Genomic DNA, 20804 nt, shown 5'->3' with positions numbered 1-20804 from the left:
GAGATAAAGACAAAAGAACCTGCATATACAAATATATGCAACGTGTTTTTATTAAATCAAGCGAGCTTCGGTTTCTGCGCCATCAGCGATAGGGCGGCCGCAATCAGGCACAGGCCGCCCGCGATCAGCAGGGCATAGACATAGGTGTCATAGGCCGTGCGCACCCAACCGGCGAAGAAGGCAATGGAGGCTGCGCCCAGTTGGTGCCCGGCGAAGATCCAGCCGAAGACCACCCCCGCCTTCTCCCGACCGAAGCGCTGGGCCGTCAGCTTGAGCGTCGGCGGCACCGTGGCGATCCAGTCGAGTCCGTAGAAGATGGCGAACGGCGTCAGCCCCATCACAGTGAAGGTCGATTCCGGCAGGAAGAGCAGCGCGATGCCACGCAGGCCGTAATAGATGAACAGCAGCCAGCGCGGGTCGTAACGATCCGACAGCCAGCCCGAGCCCACCGTGCCGAACAGATCGAACACCCCCATCAGGGCCAGCACCGAGGCCGCGGTGACCGCCGTCATACCGAAGTCGCCGCAGAAGGAGACGAAGTGGGTCTGGATCAGGCCGTTGGTCGACGCGCCGCAGATGAAGAAGGTCAGAAACAGCACCCAGAAGGTGCCGCTGCGCGAGGCTTCGCGCAACGCGCCGAAGGGCGTCACGGCAGCGGCGGGCGGCGCAGCGACCGGCTCCGTCTCACCATAGGCGCGCAGCCCCACATCGTCGGGACGGTCGCGCATGAAGACCAGGACCATGATCAGCGCCACGGCCAGCAGGGCGCAAACCAGCACCAGCGCCATACGCCAGCCCGCCGCCTCGGATATGGCCGCGATGACCGGCAGAAAGGCCAGTTGCCCCGTGGCGCTGCTGGCGGCCAGAATGCCGACCACCAAACCGCGCCGCTCGACGAACCAGCGGCTGGCCACGGTCGCGCCCAGCACCATGGCGGTCATGCCGGCGCCGCAGCCGACCATGATCCCCCACAGCAGCAGCAACTGCCACAGTTCACCCATCATCAGGGACAGGCCGAGCCCGGCCACGATCAGCACCAGCGCCGACCCGACCACGCGCTTGAGCCCGAAACGCAGCATAAGGACGGCGGCAAAGGGCGCGATCAGACCGAACAGCACCAGCCGCACGGCCAGCGCACCGGAAATCTCCGCTGTGGTCCAGCCGAACTCCCTGGCCAGAGGCGGCATCAGCACGCCCGGCGCGCCCAGCGCGCAGGCTGTGGTCAGCATGGTCAGGAAGGTCACCACCATGACGACCCAGCCATAATGGATATGGCGGCGCTCAAGGCCTTTCGCCAGTGCCGAGGATACCATGCTGCGCTCCTTTTACATGATGATCATCATATTTGCATTAATGACAGCCATCATGTAAAGTCAAGGTCCCGTTTCACGGAGCGTTCATGAAAACCTCGCGCGCACAGGTCGAGCAAAACCGCCAACTGATCCTCAAGGCCGCGTCGGAGCTATTCCGGCTCAAGGGCTTTGAGGGGGTGAAGGTGGCCGAGGTGATGCAGGCGGCGGGCCTGACCCACGGCGGTTTTTATAACTATTTCGCGTCGAAAGAGGCGCTGATCGGCGAGACCTGCGCCGAATGGGTTAAGGAACGCACGCAGTCACTGGAAGAGAAGCGCGTGCACAACCCGGCCGGCGAAGCCGAGGCCTATGTGACGCGTTACCTGTCGAAACGCTACCGCGACCATCCGGACATGGCCTGCCTCTACCCGGCCCTGTGCGCGGACATCGCGCGTCAATCCGACAGCGTGCGCAGCGCCTTTACGAGAGAATTCAAGAGCTATCTCGACGTACTTGAACGTCTGTTCGGCGGGGCAGGCGAAGAGGCGCCGAAGACGGCTATCCTCCAGCTTTCGACCCTGATCGGTGCTATGACGCTGGCCCGTGCCGTGAACGATGAGACCCTGTCCGATGCCATCCTCGATACGGTGCGCGAGGCGGTGGCGGTAAGATAAATCACGGCATCAACAGAGATGCCGCCTTTTCCACACCCCCAGCCTTATGTTGCGTAGCGTCGGCTCAAATCCATCAGGCGCGACAGGACCGCCGCTTATGATTACGCTGACACTATAGGGCGTCCGGGCCGCCTCAAACTCGATTTCGGCTGTTCCCCAGTCATTCGACATGATAACGTTGTCACCATCAGAATGCAGGGCGACACGCGCCCTCCCGACAGAGGAAACCGCCGATGATTACCCGCCGTCATGGACTCGGATTCGCGCTTGCCGCCCTCACCCTGCCGCTTCAGGCCCGCGCCGCTGAGGGGGGTATTCGCGGGCTGGCCGGCGCGGGCGACGCGCTGGGTGAAGGTCCCTACTGGTCGCCCGCACTGAAGCGCCTCCTGTGGGTCAATATTTCAGGCCAGACCATCTACGCGCTCGACCTCAAGAGCGGTGACATCCAGACATGGAAGACACCTAAACCGGTGTGCTTCCTTGCCGATCGTAAATCCGGCGGCCTGATCGCGGGCCTCAGCGACGGGGTTTACGCCTTCGACCCCAAGGCGGGCACCTTCACCCTGCTGGTGCGACCGGAAACGCGCGACGATACCCGCCTCAATGACGGCAAGGTCGATGCGAAAGGCCGCCTGTGGACCGGGACCATGGACACCAAGTGGAAAGAAAAAGTCGGAGCCTTCTACCGCGTTGACGCCGACCTGAAGGTGACCCGAGCCGACAGCCCCTATCTGTGCGCCAACGGTCCGACCTTCAGCCCGGACGGGCGCACCCTGTGGCACGCCGAAACCTACGACAAGACGGTCTTCGCCTTCGATGTGGCGGCGGACGGCGCGCTGTCGAACAAGCGGGTGTTCGTAAAGTTCGACGGGGATATGGGTTCGCCTGACGGCATGACCACAGATGCGCAGGGCGGTGTTTGGATCGCCCATTACGGCGGCGGTCGCGTCAGCCGCTTTAAAACGGACGGCACGCTCGATTTCTCGATCGCGCTGCCCGCGACCCAGATCACCAGTCTGGTCTTCGGTGGGGCGGCGCTCGACCACCTCTATATCAGCTCGGCGGCGCAATTCCTGCCCGAAAATGCGCCGGACAAGGCCGTCGCCGGAACGCTGTTCGAGGTTTCCCCGGCCCGCCTGCGCGGACACGCGGGCCTGCCGGCGACGCCTTTTGCGGGGTAAAATGCCTCTCACCCTAACCCTCTCCCCGCCTGCGGGGAGAGGGGCTTAGACGCTTAAACTTTCACCACAGCGCCGCCTTGATCGGCGCTTCTGTACATGGCCTGAATCAGGCGGATATCGCGCAGGCCCATCTCACCCGGCGTACGATGCGGCGTGTTGCTGCGCGCGGCCTGGGAAAAGCCGTCGACCTGAGCCGCGAATTGCGTAAAGGGCGGCGCGGCGCGCACGGGCGTGCCGGGGTCCCAGCCGCGGTGCAAGTTGGCGCGGTTGTCGTAATAGTCGGACGCCGGGTCCATCGAGATAGAGGCCTCTGCCCCGAACACCTTGAGGCGCGAACCGCCGGCGTAGCAATAGGAGGAAGAGCCCTGCGCGCTGACGCCCGACGGGAAGGTCATGCGCCAGTTGACCCCGCCTTCGACGGTGGCAAAGCGCGGGTCATCCCTGGGATAGGCATAGACGGCCGATACCGTATCCGGCGTCTGATCGATCAGCATCAGCGCGCCGTTCAGCGCATAGACGCCGATGTCGTACATCGAGCCGCCGCCGGCCAGCGGCTTTTCCAGACGCCACTTCATCGGCGGATATTTCGGATCGGCATTGAAGCCGGCATCGCCCGTGACATAACGCAGCGCGCCCAACTCGCCTTTTTCGCAGCGGCGTTTGACCTCAATATTGAGCGGCTCGAAATGTACGCGATAGGCCACGCCCAACTGGCGGTTGGCGGCCCTGGCGGCAGCGATCATGGCTTCGCATTCCTCGACCGTCGACGCCATGGGCTTTTCGCAGAGCACGTGCTTGCCGGCCTTAAGCGCGCGGATGGTGTATTCGGCGTGCAGTCCGACCGGCAGGACGATGTAGACGCAGTGGATATCCTTGTCGGCAGAAATCTTGTCGAAATCGTCATAGCTGTAGATTGTCGACACGCCGTAGCGTTCGGCGAGGTCTTTGGCCTTGGCCGGATTGCCGGAGACGAAGGCGGTCAGGCGCGATTCGTCGGCCTGCAAGAAACCGGGGATCACCTGATTGATGGCGTAGTTGCCGAGGCCGACCACGGCCCAGCCAAGACGTTTCTTCGGCGGTTCAGGCAGATCGACACCGTTAGGCAGGGGCTGGCCGAGGGCTTTGCCTGCGGCTTGGCCGGTCGTTTGCGCGGACGCGGCGCTGGCGGCCAGCGGCAGGCCTCCGGCGCCCATCAAAAGCTGTCGGCGGTCCATCATGGGGTGTTTCCTCTGTTGCGGGTTATGTGCGGCGGCACTCTAACCCGCAAAATGAGGATGTGACAACGTTTACCCAAGAAAATTTTACACGTTCGGTGCTGAGGATCAAATCAAAAATGTTCTTGATTTGTTCCGAACGAGTGATAGTTTCGCTCAATGCCGCCGAAACCCCTCCCCACCCTGCGCACCGATCCGATTAGGGATGAGACCGCCCTGCCCGACCGCGTGCGCAAGGGGCGCGGCGCGGTGTCCAACCGGCTGAGCGGGCGTTTCGATGCACCGGATCGTTACGAGGCTACCGACGGCTGGGAGATCGAAGACGCTCAGGACGTCGAGCGCATCAAAACCGTGCTGGGCATCGATTCGGTGCGCAGGATCATCAGCTATAACGACTCGCCCGATGTCGGCTCCAGCCGCTCGATCAATCCGTACAAGGGCTGCGAACACGGCTGCGTCTACTGCTTTGCGCGACCGACACACGCCTATCTCGACCTGTCGCCGGGGCTGGATTTTGAAACGCGCATCTTCCGCAAGCCCGATGCCCCCGAACGGCTGCGCGAGGAGTTGTCGCACCCGAAATATCGCGCCGCCCCTCTGGCGCTGGGCATCAATACCGACGCCTATCAGCCGATCGAACGCTCGGAACGTCTGACGCGACGGCTGCTGGAAGTGCTGTGGGAGTTCCGCCACCCGGTGCATATCGTCACCAAGTCGGCCCTGATCCTGCGCGACCTCGACATCTTAGCGCCGATGGCCGCCGCCAACCTGTTCTCGGCCACTCTTTCGGTGACCACGCTCGACCGCAATATCGCGCGGGTGATGGAGCCGCGTGCCGCCACGCCTTCAAAACGCATCGAGACCATCTGCGCGCTCAGCCGGGCCGGGATTCGCGTCAGCGTGCTGGCCGCGCCGCTGATCCCTGGCCTCACCTGCCATGAACTGGAAAACATTCTCAAGGCCGGCGCTGAGGCCGGTGCGATCCGCGGCGGCTATATCCCGGTGCGTCTGCCGCACGAGATCAAACTGCTGTTCGAGGACTGGCTGAGGCTCAACTTCCCCGACCGCGCCGAACGGGTGCTGAACCGCATCCGCGCCCTGCGCGGGGGCAAGCTCAACGACCCGAATTTCAAGACGCGCATGACCGGCACCGGGCTGGAAGCCGATCTTTTGAAACAGCGCTACGAACTGGCCGTGCGCCGCTACGGTCTCAATGCCCCGCGCACGCCGCTCGATTGCACGCAGTTTCGCGGCGGTGACCCTCAGATGAAGTTATTCTGACTATCCTTTGATTAGAGATGGTTTTTTCAATCACGCTGCCAGTTCACCCATCTGTTTGCGCACGGCTTCGGAGGCATCGGCCACCTGCAGGAAAGCGGTCGAAATATCCTCGATCGACTCGGTGATGCGACCGACGGCACTCACCGCGCCCTGCATGTCGGCGCTGATCGCGTTGGTGGCGGCGTTCTGCTGTTCCAGAGCCGCGGCAACCGAACCGACATTGTCCAGCACGCCGGTCATGGCGTCCGAAATATGCCCCAGGGTCGACGTCACCTCACCTGTGGCCGCCTGCATGCGGGTAATTTCATCGGTGATGGTCTGGGTCGAACGCCCGGCCTGATTGGCCAGCGTCTTGACCTCGGAGGCGACGACCGCAAAGCCGCGCCCGGCCTCGCCGGCGCGTGCCGACTCGATCGTGGCGTTCAGCGCCAATAGATTGATCTGGGCGGCGATTTCCTGAATCAGGCTGACGACGCGGGTCATCGATTCCGCCGATTCCCCGAGCCGGCTGGCGGAAGTGGTCGCCTGACGGGTCTGTTCAAAGACGTTCTGCACGCCGACGCGCGCCGTATTCATGGCCAGCGAGATTTCGCCAACGCTGGCGCTCAGTTCTTCGGAAGCCGCCGCGACCGTGTTGATCATGCCGCCGGTGTCGTCGGTCGCCTGAACGATCTCACCGGTGCGGCCATTGACGGCCAGAATGCGTTCGATCACCCCGCCCAGTTCCTGATTAAGGGCCTCGGTGCGCTGACGACGATGCACGGCGGCAGTGATGTCGGTGGCGAACTTGACCACCTTGACCACCGCGCCCGTATCGTCACGTACGGGGTTATAGGTCGCCTGAATATAGATCTCGCCCCCCCCCTTGCCCAACCGGCGATATTCGGCGGCCTGATAATGACCGGCGGCCAGGTCCTGCCAGAAGCGGCGGTATTCGCTGCTATTGGCGTAGTCCCGGTCGCAGAACATGCGATGGTGCTGGCCCCTGATCTCGCTGAGATCGTAACCGACGGCGGCGAGGAAATTGGGATTGGCGGTCAGAATGGTGCCGTCGGGTGTAAATTCGATCACCGCCTGGGCGCGATCCAGCGCCTCGATCTTGCCGCGATAATCGATGTCCTTCTGCATCTGACCGGTAATGTCGGAGGCGTATTTGACGACCTTCACCACCTTGCCATTCTTGTCGCGAACGGGATTGTAGGTGGCCTGAAGCCAGATGGAGCGCCCGCCCTTGGCAAAGCGCTTGAAGCTGTCGGCGACAAATTCGCCGGCGGCCAGCCGCTGCCAGAAGTGACGGTATGCTTCGCTGTTGGCATAGATCGCATCGCAGAAGATGCGGTGATGCTGGCCCTTGATCTCGCTGAGACTGTAGCCGACCGTGTCGAGAAAATTGGAATTGGCTGAAAGGATTATACCGTCTGGCGTGAATTCGATCACCGCCTGCGACTGTTGAAGCGCCTGAAGGATGGCAGCGTCGCCGCTGTCGGTTTTTTGGAACAGGCCCATGACATACCCTTTACTCAGTTTACACAACTGAAAGGTGAGCAATAGGCGTTAAAAGTCCCTTTACGTGCGAGACATCGCCGTAAAAAATCGAACATCGGTATGCCGGTGCCTTTAGCCGAACAGCAGTCGCGTCGTGCTGTCGGCAATGGCGCGCAGTTCTGCCGCCGAGGCGCCGGCCCGCGCCCGCACCCCCAGATTGGCGGTAATGCCGCCGATCATCTGAGCCAGCACCCTGGGATCATGATTGTTGCTCAGACAGCCATAGGTTTGGGCGTCTGTGAAAAAGCGCTCGAAACGCACATCGAATTCCTCAATGGTGTTCTGCAGCATTTCGAGGATCGATTCGTGCTGCGGGGCCTCGTTGAGCGCCGTACACATGAAGGCGCAGCCCAGCGGATGTTCGCTCTGACCGGTATAGGTGCCGATCATGATGTCGAAATAGCGCCGCACGATGACCGGCAGGCTGTCGCCCGTGCCATTGCAACTCAGCACCGTGTCCAGTTGCTCGCTGATACGGCGACGATAACGCTGCATGGATTTGAGATAAAGCGCTTCCTTGTCGCCAAAACCGGCATAGAGGCTGGGGCGGTTGACGCCCGTCGCCTCGACCAGATCGTCAAGCGACGTCGCGGCAAAGCCCTTTTCCCAGAAGACGCGCAAGGCCTTTTCAAGCACCAGATCCGGATCGTAGGCGCGCGGGCGGCCGCGCGGACGCTTGCAGCAGGCTGACGCCTCCAGCGCCTGATCGCCACAGACGGCGGGCAGGTCGAGAATCAGGGCGTCGGTTGCGTCAGCGACCTTGCCGTTATGAATCAGCGTCTCGTAAGGCTGGTGAGCCATGGGAACACATTACTCCTTGCACTATCCCCTATGTAGCCTGTCCACACCCCTGCTGCCAGTCCCTGACACGCAGATGTCATATCTGCGCTATCCCACTGTATTAATTGCACTTTTAGCAATATGGGGACACAGAAGTGCGGTTCGCGTCGTTTCGTGCAGCCAAAGTAGCACACATTGTCTGCCGGTTCCTCCTATATGGAACCGGCATTTCTTTTGTCCACATGTGCGCCTCCGAAAATAATAAAATTTGCCTGTTGATCCTGATCGTCATTATGGTATTTATAAGTCAGCGCTTACTTATGACGTGAGCGACATAACAAGACAGAGGCATTAATGAGTAAGTTCGACGCTACCAAGCGCGCGTCGCTTGGTTTCCTTATGCGGACCCTCGATACTAAGTACCTGCTTAGGATGGAAGGGCGCATCGAGTTTGCAGTCGCCGTGACCAAGCTCAAGCTTATGAGCCCCAAGGGTAGGCAACTGAATTGCACGTTCACTGCTACTGCCGGTGCCACCGCTCAGTTCCTTCACACGGCGTCCCTCGAACAAGGCGCCAAATATGTCGCTGTCGTCGAAGTCGATGTCGTATCGGGAAACCTCGACGGTGCGTCCGTTCTGACTGGTATCGAACTGATGTTCACCACCACGACCGATGGCGTCGCTAACCCAGTGGGGATGGGATACACGATCGCCGCTTCCGATGGTCCTTTGCCCGAAAACTACAAGAAGTACGTGATCACCACGCCGGTCGCGGAGATCCCAACCGGTAACCAGACTGCCGCAACGGTGCGTCTGAACATCCAGGTCAGTGGCGCTGGTCGCCCGCAGGTGATCATCCGCCAGTTCGACTACATCAAGCTGCAATCTTAACCCTCAAAGCACGGCTATCTCCTTCGCGGGATAGCCGTGCACATTTCCATAAGTAACTACTGACTTATAATTGGAGAGGTAATGCTCACTCCCGGCGACATCGCCAAATTCGACTTGGTTCAACGGTCGGAAATCGGCATCCCCGGCTACTCGTCGTTTCTCGTGCCTCTGACACTGCCGCCCCTGATCCGAGATCACCCCGCGATGCCGGCTGGCTTGTCCTTCAAGGTCAATCCGGTCACCCGTCGCGCTGCAGCGTCGATGACGCCCGAAGCAGTCTTTAATACGTTCTCCACAGCCTTCACCGCCCCGTTCCGCACCTATTACGTGGACTGCGTCCTCGGCAACGATGCGAACGACGGTCTGACGCTTGGCGCCGCGGTTAAGAGCTGGACACGGATGCAGACCCTGGCCAACGCCACCGGTCAGCCGTGTAAGGCGTATATCATTCGCTCCGGCACGGGGTCGGTCTGGGGTCGTGAGAATGGTCCAGGCGGCGGCTCCGGTATCGTCCGTGCCACCGTAGATATGGCCTTCGTCGCCCGTGGTGGTCAGATCGACCTGAGTACGCACAATAACAGCGTAATCGCAGCCTCGTTCGTCCCGGTCGCCGGCAAGCCAGGCGTCTATGACGTGACCACTTCGAACGCTCACATGGTCATCCAGCGTCTGCCGTCTGAGAAGTACGGCTTCACTTGGGGCGCATATGAGCAAGTGGACGCTATCGATCAGGTGGATGAAGCCGAAGGCTCGTTCTTTATCGACACAGCTAACGGCAAAGTACGCCTGCACGTTAAGAACGGTGTCATCCCCGGCGTCTCCTATTACGACATTCGCATTCTGCGTCCCGTGCCGCTGTTCGAAGTGCAGTCCGACGTGAATATCGGCTTCTTCTGCGAAAGCGGCACCGATAGCTGGCTGATGATGGGTGGCTCGAACGGCCCCAACGCTTCTGCAAACGGCGGCGCGTCGATCGCTTATGCCGTCCAGTCCGGCGCTCTTCCCCAGCAAATGAAGTGCCTTGTCACCCACCGCGTCACGACGGCACACGGTTTCCGTGGTCTGGCTACCGATGGCCTGCATGGTCTTCATTATGCCTTCGACTGTCGCGGATATTCCGCCGGTTCGGACTGGATCAACTCGCACATCGTTCGCGCTGGGACTCAATCCCTGACGGTCGTCGTCAACGGCTTCAGTCGCGACATGGGTCGAAAGAACACCCAGTCGGCTCAGGGCCTCACCCTGCACGACACCCCGGAATGTATCGGGATGAGCCTGTGTAACGACTACGACACCTCCGGCGGCTGTCATATCCGGAATATCGGTGGCTCGCGCTGTCTGTCGGCGTTCGACACCTTCGGTTTCGATCGCGGGGACGTTCTGAACGGCGGTACGGTCGAAAGCTGCAACATCCAAGTCGATGGCGCCGGCACACTGATCTACGTCATGTACCCTTACTTCAAGAAGGGCGGTTCGTTCGCAGACATCAGAGCGCTTTCCCAAACCATTGTGAAAGTCTTCGCCCCCGACAGCGATCTGACCTGGGGCGGCGCCGGTACAGTGGATCTGAACTGGAAACCAGGCACAGCCTAAGCCAACAAACCCCGGACTTCGGTTCGGGGTTTTTCTTTGATTAATAAGTCAGCATTGACTTATATTCTTGCAGCTTGTTATCATTATCAAGCAATATCTAACTCCTGCTTGGGGTTAAGACCGAAAGCTTAGGCTTTTCTATCAACTCTGATCCCAGAGTTTTATGCCCAAACAACTCGACTTGAACTCGCTCTCTGCCTCGGAGCTGATCGCACTGGTCAAAGAAGTAGGCGGTCAACGACCCTTCGAACGCAAGTACGGCATTCCGCGAACCACCCTCCAAGCTCGCCTGAAGAAGGCAAGAGATGAGCAGTGGAACCACCGCCCCGTCCTGAAGCCCATAGAAGAGCGCGTAGACCAGGGTGTACGCCGCTTTATCCTCACCAGCGCCCAAGACCGCACCGTGGTCCACGAGGGCTTCCTGGCGCAGCTGGAAGCCTACTGTGCATGGCTCAACGAAGACGCACCCTGCGACATCATGATCGCCGGCTTCACCTACAACAAGAGCCTCTTCGAAGACCACGCCAAACGCTCCGGGCTCTTCCATCATTCCCTCACGAAATACCTCGTCTTCGATCACATCAACATCAATGGCGTCGTCGATTTCTGCGCTGAACTGAACACCCGTCCGACCGCCAGCAATCCGCTCAATGGGTGTGAGAACTTCACCGAGGACCGCTGGGGTATCTTCCCGCACGCTAAGCTTCAGATCAAATCCGTCCCGACCCATAAGCAGAAGCAACCCAAGATCCTGCTGTCCACCGGCTGCGTCACCCGGACCAACTACGTCCCGTTGCGCGCCGGCATCAAGGCTGAGCTGGAACACTCGCTATCTGCCGTACTGGTCGAAACTGATCACATCGGGAAGTTTTTCTGCCGACATCTGATCGCCGAAGAAGATGGCAGCTTCTACGACCTCGACCGTCGCATCTCCAATGGCGTCGTCACCACCGGCCATAACCTGAAGTCGATCACCTGGGGCGACCTCCATGTGAAGCAGATCGACCCTGAAGTCTGCGCAGCCAGCTTCGGGATCATGCCGACCAACCGACGCGCCAACGGCCACCGAGTCTGGGTCGAGAATATCCCCGGTTCGGTCATCGACACGATGCGCCCCGAATACCAGCAGTTCGAAGACGTTTCGGACTTCTACGCCCGCAACCACCACAACATCAAAAACGCTCTCGCGCCCGACCAGTCGCACACCATCGACGACATCGAGAACGGTATGCACGGCCACGAGGGCGTCAACGGAAGCCGCGGCTCCATCGCCGGCTACCGACGCACGGGTATCAAGGCGACCTTCGGTCACGCACATTCTTGCGCCGTACTGGGTGATGTCTGGCAATCCGGCACAAAATCGAAGCTCGATCTCGGTTACAACGGCGGAATGTCGAGCTGGTCGCACTCCGATGTCTGGCAATACCAGAACGGCCATCGCGTTATGATCACCTTCCACGGAAACGCCTGGAACATCCCTGTGGAAAAAGCAGGATTGCAAAAATCAAGTAGTGATATTAAGTAAGCTCTGACTTACAATATGGATCGACACCCTGTCACTATGGAGTAACATGAATGGGTAATCGAGTGCGTAAGGATACGCAATCAAACAGCCAACGTGGTCGTCGCAAGCGCTACGACGAGCCTGTTTATCACGACGAACGTCCAGTCCCCAACAAGATCGACAATCGACCCATCAAGGGTATGAACGACAACCAGAAGCGCTACCTTGCCAAGATGGCAGGTCAGACGCTCACACTGGGTCTCGGTCCAGCAGGTACGGGCAAGACCTTCCTCGCGTCGTCCTATGCCGCGGAGCAGTTCGAAGCGGGAGCAGTCTCGAAAATAATCGTCTCACGTCCTGCCATTGAAGCCGGCGAAGCCATCGGTTTCCTCCCCGGTGAGATGGAAGACAAGATTGGCCCGTACTTCGTTCCTGTCCTCGAAGTCCTCGAACGCCGACTCGGCAAGTCCCGCGTTAAATACGCCTTGGAGCATGGTCAGATCGAGTTCGTCCCGCTGGCCTACATGCGCGGTCGCACCTTCTCCGGCGCCTTCGTCATCCTCGACGAAGCCCAGAATGCTACTCCCAGGCAGATGAAGATGTTCCTCACCCGCATCGGTGAAGACGCCAAAGTGGTGATCAACGGCGACCTGAACCAATCCGACATCCCCGGCCCGAATGGTCTCGCCGATGCCATCGAGAAGCTGTCAGGCATTCCCGGTATCGCGCAAGTGACCTTCACCCGCGCTGACGTGGTTCGCTCCGGTATCGCTCGCGCCATTGTCGATGCCTACGAAGGCGAAGACTCCCCGCCCCTACCGAAATTCATCACAAACGCTACTTGACGGTCTTTTTCGCAGCATTTATAAGTCAGCACTTACTTATAACGAGCGAGCCCCACATTGAGCGACCTGCAGCACCTCCCGCACTTTGACGGAATTGATATGCCCCGCGACCGACTTGATGGTCTTGTGGCTTTCGCATTCGGTCAGAAGGACTTGGAGGATGCCAGGTCGCTCTTTGCGTCTAAGTGGTACGACTACCGCTTCCTGCATCTGGGTCATTCGGTCTATCTCTTCTGCCACTACTACGGCGAGGCGATAGAGCGCTGGCGCTCCAAGTTCGGGGTGAGCCCCTACTTCAAGCTCGACCACATCCGCCACCCCATATGGCGCTGCAAGCGCAACCAAGGCAAGGTCGAATACTCCCTTACCCCGGATCGAACGCGCACCGCCTGGCTCCGGGCAGTGATGTTCGCCGACCACTATGGCATCCCCTACGATAAATGGGTCGAGTGGTCATTCCAGTATGCGTTCCAGTGCAACTGGCAGCGGATGCCCCTTCCCGGCCACCTGTACGGCGACAAGCTGGTGATGTTCATCAAGGCCAAGTGGGAAGCCGACCAGCAGTCGCTGATGACCGTCCCGCTCGATCCTCGGTATCTCGCTGTGAACTACGCCGGCCACGCCTACCAAGACGACTGCCAAAACTGGCTCATGAGTATCATCGCTGGTCGTCCCCGCCCCGAAATACCCCTCCGCAACTTCCTCCGGCACGAACCGCTGATCAGCGAAGCCAAGGCACGAGCCAAGTTCGGCGATTACATCGTCGATATGGCGTTATCATAATTATAAGTCATTACTGACTGACAATTGCTCAGTATTGATATAGAGACGAACGGAACGTTTCAAGGTTTCCAATGACTACTGCCCCAGTAACTTACGACTCTGCTTTCCAGTCCAAAATTATCGCCCTTTCCCTGCGCGACACTCCATTTATGAACCGCGTGGAAGGGCTGGTGAAACCGGACTACTTCGATCTGGATAAGCATTTGTCCGAAACTAAGGAGGGGGATGACCAGAAGCTCGCGCTTAGGAAGCTCCGGAACAATGGCGTCGAAGAAGCCATCTATCTCTATGACGGCGAACCTGAAGCCTATGACGAAGCGGTGAAAGCAGCCGAGGTCACACATGCCCTTGGGATCAAGTCTTTCGTCGCCCTGATGCCTCCCAAGGTCGATCCCGGCGAAGCTGACACCCACGTCATCCTGTCGGCACTGAAGACTGCGACACAGTACACACGCATCTCCGGGCTTCGGCTGAAGAAGAACAACCCATACAAGTGAGACTTGTGTAAGTCAGAGCTTACTTATATCCTCAAAACAGACGCGGATTGTTCCGCAAGACACGAATACAACTTGGCGGCTACCATGAGCACGAAACATAGCTGGGGCGACAGCCTGATCTACACGACGAAGAGTCATATGGGTCAGACCGCAATCGTCCATCTCTTGATCGCAACACCCTTCGGAATGGCTCTCTTTCAGGTGCCGGCCAAGAACCCGACCCCGCTGACCAAGCTCCGTTCTGAAGCCGACCTTACCTATCGACTGGACCTGTCACGCTCGCGCAGCGACGCCATGACCAATGTCCAGAACCACCCGATCTTCAAGCGCCACTGGATACAAACGAACAAGGCTGACGCCGCAAAGCTCACCTATGTCTCGTCAGATCTTATCCCGTTCATCGGACACGCCCCGGAGGTCTTCAACAAGATCGTTGCGGACCCGAAGGCGGGCGAGATGCTGAATGCCCTACGGGGCGAAACTGAAAGCGAAAGGCTTACAAATAAGCTGTTCCGCCGGGAACTCGCTGAGCGAGAGGCATACCTCTCTTCCGTTCAATCTGACCCGACCTGGGGAATGTTTTAGTGCAAACCAAAGAAAAGAAGGCGGTATACGTCTACTATAGAGATGGCGAAATCGTAATCGCCATTTACGCGCTTCAGGGCGCAGTGACTCTTCGATATGTGAAACAGGATGCGACTCGTCCTAAGACGTTCGAAAAGCGCTGGGACAACGATAACGGCAATATGTGGACCCCACGCCAATTTGCCGAGGCAATTCGGGACGTTAAAGATGTCGAGTTGTTCATGAAGTCGCCCACCAAGACCGTCACCGGCGGCGTTTGGGGCGGTGTTGCCGCATTTATTTCCGAGTGCGATACGCCTCAAGAACTCTGGTCTCATATCGAAAAAGCATATCAATATCCCGTATGGGTAAAGGATAAGATCAGCAACCCATTTCTGGTAAGAAATCACCGCAACTATGCGACGGTCCAGTTCATCGCCGGAGCGAGTAAAGCAACCGAGAGTTATGAACCCGAAATTACACTTTCCCCAGAGGAAAGAGAGTCGGAGAACAAGCTCAAAGCCGAATTCTACGCTGCCGATGCCGACTGGGGAGTATTTTAATACCTTTCCAATACTCACTGAGGTTAATCGTCAGTTAATGGTAAAGCGTGCTTCTGCTACTTATTCGATAAGCCAGAGATCATTTGGTTGACATACCGTGCGCGTAAACGTAATGTCGCTTTGTCAGTAAGGACTGACTGATTTGTCACACTAGAAAAAGCAGCACTCACAGAGATAAGAATGAACGATACCTCCGCCAAAGGACGCCCTCAAATCGCACCAAAGACCGGCGCCGGCATGGCCTTCGCCGAGTTCCTGAACAAGAACTGGGATCATCTGGCTCAAGGTCGGACCATTGACAGGATTGCCAAAGACATCGGTTTCAAGACCTCCAACGTTTTGTCGATGATCCGCACGGGCAAGATGAAGATCCCTCTGGAAAAGATCCCGGACTTCTCTCGTGTCCTAAACCTCGACATAGCCATGCTGATGGGTTTCTGGTTCGAAGCATACATGGGCGAGAAGGAAGACGGTAACCGAGTGCTGCAGACACTCAATGAGCGCCTGGTCCGTGGTCCTGAACTGAGCTTCATCCGCGCCGTTCGCACAAAAGGCAGCATCCCGGACGACCTCAACGACGAAACGATCGAAGCCATCGCAGCCGTCATTGCTCACCCCGGCGCCCGTGATGCGGCGCTGAAAGCCGCTCCGCAAGCCGCGTAACAGCCTTCGCTACACAGTGTTGCTTACCCAACCTCAAGCCACAGTCCCAGCGACTGTGGCTTTTTTATTTTCCTGACATACCTCTCGATACGCCGCTTGAATGCGTGTTAGCGCTCTGCTAATAAGTAAGCACTGACTTATAATGTCGCAAAGACACGCAAAACAGAGGCTCACTATGTCACACCAAACCATGCTCAAAGCAGCGGAGATCAGAGAGGCGATCGTAAAGACCGTCCGTCTCCTCGCTAAGAACAGCATCCAAGTCACCCAGCGGGGTTCGCAAGCCTACTGCAGGTTCGACCTCGTCACCGGTAAGCCGATCCTGATCAACCTGCCGATCATCCCGGACAACCCGACGCCGGAGTTCATGACCGCGCTGCAAGGCTTCCTCGACCACGAAGTCGCCCACGCTCTCTTCACCACGTCGAACCACTCTCCGGAAGACCCGCGCTCGAAGAAGCGCAACCGCCATCACGTCATGACGAATATCGTCGAGGACTGCCGGATCGAGATCCAGATGTCGAAGGAATTCCGTGGCGCTGCGATCAACCTCGCCGCTCTGCGCGATTACCTCATCAAGGACGTATGGGCGAAGGAAACTGATGCGATCATGGCCGCCCGCTCGCAATCCTACTATGTCCCCGGTCATCGTAGCGGTCGCTTGAGTTCGCCTTCGCTGCACCGTCTCTCCACCGGCGACGATCGTGTCTTCCGCCGCAAACACGTCCATGAGTCCAAAGCTGTGGCTGTGACGCTGCTGATAGACCTCTCCGGCTCCATGCACGGCCAGAAATGCAGAACGGCGATCGAGTCCGCTTGGGGCTTCTCTCAGGTTCTCGATAATCTGAAGATCAAGCACGAGATCATCGGCTTCACGTCGCTCGACCTCTATAACCTGAAGGACGGCGGAAAAGGCTACGATTACGGCAAGGAAGAGAAGGATAAACGCGGTTTAGCGCATGAGATGCGCAGAAGACTAAACAAGCAATCCTACCTCTCCGGAGCGCTTGTGTAGGCGGGTAGAAATAACCCACAATTTCAGCTGTGGATGGAGCTTGCTGGGGTCTTAACGCGCGGTTAACATTCACCAACAACCAAATCAGGTGATGAATGTTAAAACAACTGCTGGCGCTGACCGCGCTGATACCCCTCGCCGGCTGCGTGTCGGCCCAGTTTCAAGAGGACCGCGCCGCTGCGTGGACCGAATACCAGACCACCATCCCGGTCTGTGAAACCGCCACCGAGTGCCGGGACATGTGGGAGATGGCTGAGGTCTGGGTGGTGAAGAACGCCAGCTACAAGATCCAGACCAAGACCGACGTTCAAATCTCGACCTACAATTCAGCCGACTCCGGCATCCAAGCGAACATCCTGAAGGAGCCGCTTGGGAATGGGCGCTATCGCATCGTCGCCCACATCACATGCGGAGCCATCGCCAATGAGCTATGCTCCGCTCACCCTGCGTTCCTGAGCACCGATTTCAATCGGACGCTCAACGCCATGAAAGCGAAAAAGCCAGCAGGCACTTCGCTTTAATCCAGGGAACGCCGCTCAATTTCGGTTGACGGTGTTCTCTTTTGAGGATAATTATAAGTCAGCACTTACTTACAACGTGCGAGACAATCAAAACAGAGGCAATACATGAACACATCCCTACTCCCGTTCGCAGCGATCATCTTCGCTGGCCTGGCGGGCGTCGCGGTTCTCCGCACCAAACCGACCGACTCCTTCACCCAGATCAAGTCCCTGAAGGCCAGCCAGAGCAAGTTCGAAGACCTGTGCTGGAAGCTGGAAGTCCGGGTCGAAGAGCTGGTCCTGAAAATCCGGGAACTGCTCGACCTTCAGCAGATGAAGAAGGCCAGCAAGACCCAGACCAAGATCGGCGAGCTGGTCAACTACGAGGTCGAGAAGCTGTTCGCCGGCGCCCTCGCTCTCGAACAACAAGGCAACCGCCTCCTGAGCGTCGATGACGCCACCGTCCCGACCGAGAAGATCAAGAAAGCGGTCGAGACCCTTCAGCAAGTACGAGCGTAACAAAGGAACACCCCTCGCCAGCCAGTGAGGGGTGTCTATTCGCATGGCCAGAGCATACTCACTCACGAAAGCACTAGACATTCTGAAACTAGCAAATATTCCCATTACTGAAGTAATATTCAATAATGATGGCGGTTTCAGAATATTGACTTCCTCACCGGTTAATGATTATGAAGATGCGTTCCAACAAGCAAGGAATGCACGCCGTGTATCACAAAGTTGTAAAACGAAATGAAAACCAGTTTGACGCCTATCTGTATGACAAAAAAGGCGGTTCACTACTCAACAAGGCAACCGGTCGCACCAAAGAAATTGCCTTAAAGCTTGTGAAGCGTGCGGTTAGCGACACGCAAGACATCCCAACTCTGGTCGAGAGATACAAAGCATCGCCGGAGTTCACCAACCTGAACATCCTGACCCAAGCTAACTATACGCGTCTGCTGAAGAAGTTCACTGACGCCTTCGGTCACTACACTCTGCCGATGTTCTCTCGCCTTGACATCAAGGTCGATCTCGCTGAATGGCGCGACGAGTCCCAACACACTCCCAAAGCCGCAGACGACAAAATCCAGATTGTGTCGATCTTCTTTAAGTGGCTTCTGGCAAGAGGCATCTGTGATGCTCAGCCGACCCGCGGGATAGCCAGTATCCACCGCGCGGATCGATCCCACATCATCTGGACGCCCGAAGACATCGAAGTTCTCCGGGACTCGACCCCTCCCAACGTCATGCGCGTTGTGGACCTGGCGTGTCACCTCGGTCTTCGGATGGGCGACATCCTAAACCTGAAATGGGAAAACGTTCGGGCAACGAAGGTGGCGATCAAAACCTCCAAGCGAAAGCGTTTCGCATTCCCACCGATCACCGAGGAATGCCGGAAGGTTTTACAAGAGTGTGCCACCTATTCCGGTCATAGTGAGTATGTCGTCTTGAACGGCTATGGGAACCCCTGGACCGCAAACGGTTTTGGGTCTCGCTTCTATCGGTTCAAGAAGATGGCAGGGATTTCCGGCAAGCACTTCCACGACTTCAGAGGGACGGCGGTAACCAACTTCTACAAGAGCGGCTACCGAAACTCGGAGATCGCTGCAATCGTGGGATGGTCAGAAGACACCGTCGAGACCATGCTCAAAATCTATGTGGACACATCCTCATTCCTTGATGCCGCGTTCGAGCGAGTGAATTCTGAAGCCAAAACGCAGAATTTCGAGGGACACAACGGGGACACAGAGCACACGGATACCGCACACAGAAGCTTAGTAATAGCTTGATTAATATACGATATTCGGACGCGCTTTAATATGACACGCAGATGTCATATCTCTCACGCCATCTAAGCGGTCAGGGAATAAGATTTCGCCACCTTTTCACGACTGCTGACAAATTTTTGTACCAATTCGCACAAAAATTTGCCTTAGCCCCTATTAATTTGCGAAACAGTACATAAATGGACCTCAGCGGCTCTGGTTCAAGGGCTGTTTCCGGCGCCGCTTCCCTTTTTATCCCTTTCTCCCCGAAGGTGACCCGCATGTTGACTCCGTCCGATATCTATAAGCGCGCCCCGCGCCAGACCCTTCTTACCGCCGCCGCCATCGCCACGCTCGCCATCGGCGCGTTCGGCATCTACGCCGTGACCTCCAATGCCTCCGAACAGGCGGCTCCGGCCGCGCCACAGGCCATTCCGGTCAAGGTGGCTCTGGTCGAAGAGCAGACCGTCAGCGGCTGGGACTCCTTCTCCGGCCGTCTCGAAGCCGTCGAGCGCGTCGAAATCCGCTCGCGCGTTTCGGGCGCCGTGAAGGCCATCCACTTCCGCGAAGGCGCCTTCGTCAAGGAAGGCCAACTTCTGATGACCATCGACCCGGCCCCTTACGCCGCCGAAGTCGCCCGCGCCCGCGCTCAGGTTCAGGCCGCCGAAGCCCGCCTGACGCTGGCGCGTTCGGAAAACGCCCGCGCCGAGCGCCTCCTGAGTGAGCGGGCCATCTCGCAATCCGAAGCTGAAACCCGCATAAACAGTCTCCGTAGCGCCGAAGCCGACCTCGCCGCCGCTCAGGCCGTGTTGCAATCGGCCAATCTCAACCTCTCCTACACGCAGGTCCGCGCCCCGGTTTCGGGCCGCGTCGGTCGCATCGAGGTCACCCAGGGCAACCTCGTCGCTTCGGGCCCCGGTTCGGCGGTCCTGACCACTCTGGTGTCGGTGTCGCCCATCTATGCCAGCTTCGACGCCAATGAAGAGGTGATCAACCGCACGCTGGCCGACCTCAACGGCGCCAATTTCGAAAAGGTGCCGGTGAAGCTGGAACTGGATGACGGCGCAGAGCCGCTGAACGGTCATCTGCAACTGATCGACAACCAGTTCGACAGCCAGTCGGGCACGGTCCGCGCCCGCGCCGTCTTCGCCAATGCCGATGGCAAGCTGATCCCCGGTCAGTTCGTCCGCGTCAAGCTGGGTGAGGCGGCCGCCAAGCCGGCCATTCTCATCAGCGAGGTCGCCGTCGGCACCGATCAGTCGAAGCGCTTCGTCTATGTGGTGGGCAAGGGCAATGCGGTGGAATACCGCGAAGTCCAGCTCGGCGGCACGATCGACGGCCAGAAGGTCGTCACCGCCGGTCTCAAGCCCGGTGACCGCGTGGTGATGTCGGGGCTTCAGGCCCTGCGTCCCGGCACGGTCGTCGCGCCGCAACTGGTCGCGCTTAAACCCGTCATCGACGCCACGCCCAAGCCGAACGTGTAACGCGACGTCTCCTCCCTACGTAGTGGGGAGGGGGACCGCGAAGCGGTGGAGGGGTATTTTCACCGCTTCATCGCGTTCGGCCATTTCAACTACCCCCTCCGTCAGCCCTGCGGGCTGCCACCTCCCCACTTCGCAGGGAGGAGAGGGTCGCTCAACCCTCATGATGCCC

Annotated in this window: 21 protein-coding genes; 17 read left to right on the top strand and 4 right to left on the bottom strand. The window is 58.5% G+C overall.

The annotated features are described in order from the left end of the window. Positions 1–56: 56 nt before the first annotated feature. Positions 57–1313 carry an MFS transporter gene (locus LH365_RS17015; protein ID WP_226745752.1) on the bottom strand — a complete coding sequence of 419 codons (1257 nt, stop codon included), beginning with the start codon at positions 1311–1313 and terminating at the stop codon, positions 57–59. 86 nt (positions 1314–1399) lie between these two features. Here LH365_RS17015 and LH365_RS17010 point away from each other — a divergent pair, with 86 nt between their 5' ends. Together LH365_RS17010 and LH365_RS17005 are read left to right on the top strand one after the other, a co-directional pair. Beyond that, positions 1400–1966, top strand: coding sequence for a TetR/AcrR family transcriptional regulator (locus tag LH365_RS17010; protein ID WP_226745751.1), 567 nt, complete (start codon positions 1400–1402; stop codon positions 1964–1966). 233 nt (positions 1967–2199) lie between these two features. Continuing rightward, on the top strand, positions 2200–3147 hold the full coding sequence (locus LH365_RS17005) for an SMP-30/gluconolactonase/LRE family protein (RefSeq protein WP_226745750.1): 948 nt from the start codon (positions 2200–2202) through the stop codon (positions 3145–3147). Between the two features lie 53 nt (positions 3148–3200). Here LH365_RS17005 and LH365_RS17000 read toward each other — a convergent pair whose 3' ends face one another. Continuing rightward, positions 3201–4364, bottom strand: a complete 1164-nt coding sequence (locus tag LH365_RS17000) for a Gfo/Idh/MocA family protein (protein WP_226745749.1) — start codon at positions 4362–4364, stop codon at positions 3201–3203. 156 nt (positions 4365–4520) lie between these two features. On the opposite strand from LH365_RS17000, the gene LH365_RS16995 reads away from it, so the two are divergent. Next, a complete protein-coding gene (locus LH365_RS16995) occupies positions 4521–5642 on the top strand; it encodes a PA0069 family radical SAM protein (protein ID WP_226745748.1) in 1122 nt (373 codons plus the stop codon). A 30-nt stretch (positions 5643–5672) separates the two neighbouring features. Here the strand turns inward: LH365_RS16995 and LH365_RS16990 are convergent, their stop codons facing one another. Together LH365_RS16990 and LH365_RS16985 are read right to left on the bottom strand one after the other, a co-directional pair. After that, positions 5673–7148 carry a PAS domain-containing methyl-accepting chemotaxis protein gene (locus LH365_RS16990; protein WP_226745747.1) on the bottom strand — a complete coding sequence of 492 codons (1476 nt, stop codon included), beginning with the start codon at positions 7146–7148 and terminating at the stop codon, positions 5673–5675. Positions 7149–7259: 111 nt separating this feature from the next. Next, positions 7260–7988: a TetR/AcrR family transcriptional regulator gene (locus tag LH365_RS16985; RefSeq protein WP_226745746.1), complete on the bottom strand. Its 729-nt coding sequence runs from the start codon at positions 7986–7988 to the stop codon at positions 7260–7262. A gap of 333 nt (positions 7989–8321) precedes the next feature. Between LH365_RS16985 and LH365_RS16980 the strand changes: the two genes are divergently transcribed. The 14 genes from LH365_RS16980 (at position 8322) to LH365_RS16915 (ending at position 20635) form a co-directional block, all read left to right on the top strand. Further along, positions 8322–8858, top strand: a complete 537-nt coding sequence (locus LH365_RS16980; protein WP_226745745.1) for a hypothetical protein — start codon at positions 8322–8324, stop codon at positions 8856–8858. An 81-nt stretch (positions 8859–8939) separates the two neighbouring features. Beyond that, positions 8940–10451, top strand: coding sequence for a hypothetical protein (locus LH365_RS16975; RefSeq protein WP_226745744.1), 1512 nt, complete (start codon positions 8940–8942; stop codon positions 10449–10451). A 163-nt stretch (positions 10452–10614) separates the two neighbouring features. Continuing rightward, the gene (locus LH365_RS16970) at positions 10615–11976 is read left to right on the top strand and encodes a hypothetical protein (RefSeq protein WP_226745743.1); all 1362 of its coding nucleotides are present in this window, start codon (positions 10615–10617) and stop codon (positions 11974–11976) included. Positions 11977–12038: 62 nt separating this feature from the next. Further along, the gene (locus LH365_RS16965) at positions 12039–12800 is read left to right on the top strand and encodes a PhoH family protein (RefSeq protein WP_226745742.1); all 762 of its coding nucleotides are present in this window, start codon (positions 12039–12041) and stop codon (positions 12798–12800) included. Positions 12801–12857: 57 nt separating this feature from the next. Further along, positions 12858–13583, top strand: a complete 726-nt coding sequence (locus tag LH365_RS16960) for a hypothetical protein (RefSeq protein ID WP_226745741.1) — start codon at positions 12858–12860, stop codon at positions 13581–13583. 71 nt (positions 13584–13654) lie between these two features. Next, entirely contained in the window at positions 13655–14080 is a 426-nt protein-coding gene (locus tag LH365_RS16955; protein ID WP_226745740.1) for a hypothetical protein, read from the top strand. Positions 14081–14164: 84 nt separating this feature from the next. Beyond that, the gene (locus LH365_RS16950; RefSeq protein WP_226745739.1) at positions 14165–14665 is read left to right on the top strand and encodes a hypothetical protein; all 501 of its coding nucleotides are present in this window, start codon (positions 14165–14167) and stop codon (positions 14663–14665) included. Further along, a complete protein-coding gene (locus LH365_RS16945; protein WP_226745738.1) occupies positions 14665–15207 on the top strand; it encodes a hypothetical protein in 543 nt (180 codons plus the stop codon). Before LH365_RS16950 ends, LH365_RS16945 begins: the two co-directional genes overlap by 1 nt. A 180-nt stretch (positions 15208–15387) precedes the next feature. Continuing rightward, the gene (locus LH365_RS16940; RefSeq protein WP_226745737.1) at positions 15388–15870 is read left to right on the top strand and encodes a hypothetical protein; all 483 of its coding nucleotides are present in this window, start codon (positions 15388–15390) and stop codon (positions 15868–15870) included. A 175-nt stretch (positions 15871–16045) separates the two neighbouring features. After that, positions 16046–16885, top strand: a complete 840-nt coding sequence (locus LH365_RS16935; protein ID WP_226745736.1) for a hypothetical protein — start codon at positions 16046–16048, stop codon at positions 16883–16885. Between the two features lie 95 nt (positions 16886–16980). Continuing rightward, positions 16981–17406: a hypothetical protein gene (locus tag LH365_RS16930; RefSeq protein ID WP_226745735.1), complete on the top strand. Its 426-nt coding sequence runs from the start codon at positions 16981–16983 to the stop codon at positions 17404–17406. A gap of 105 nt (positions 17407–17511) precedes the next feature. Further along, positions 17512–17904 carry a hypothetical protein gene (locus tag LH365_RS16925; RefSeq protein ID WP_226745734.1) on the top strand — a complete coding sequence of 131 codons (393 nt, stop codon included), beginning with the start codon at positions 17512–17514 and terminating at the stop codon, positions 17902–17904. A gap of 176 nt (positions 17905–18080) precedes the next feature. Then, positions 18081–19175 (top strand): tyrosine-type recombinase/integrase, encoded by a 1095-nt coding sequence (locus tag LH365_RS16920; RefSeq protein ID WP_226745733.1) that lies wholly within the window; start codon positions 18081–18083, stop codon positions 19173–19175. A 257-nt stretch (positions 19176–19432) separates the two neighbouring features. Next, positions 19433–20635: an efflux RND transporter periplasmic adaptor subunit gene (locus LH365_RS16915; RefSeq protein ID WP_226745732.1), complete on the top strand. Its 1203-nt coding sequence runs from the start codon at positions 19433–19435 to the stop codon at positions 20633–20635. Positions 20636–20804: the final 169 nt, after the last annotated feature.

It is taken from the genome of Asticcacaulis sp. AND118 (genome assembly GCF_020535245.1).
Classification (GTDB): Bacteria; Pseudomonadota; Alphaproteobacteria; order Caulobacterales; family Caulobacteraceae; genus Asticcacaulis.
The sequence above is the reverse complement of the archived record's forward strand: the minus strand, read 5'-3'. Positions and strand labels throughout refer to the sequence as shown.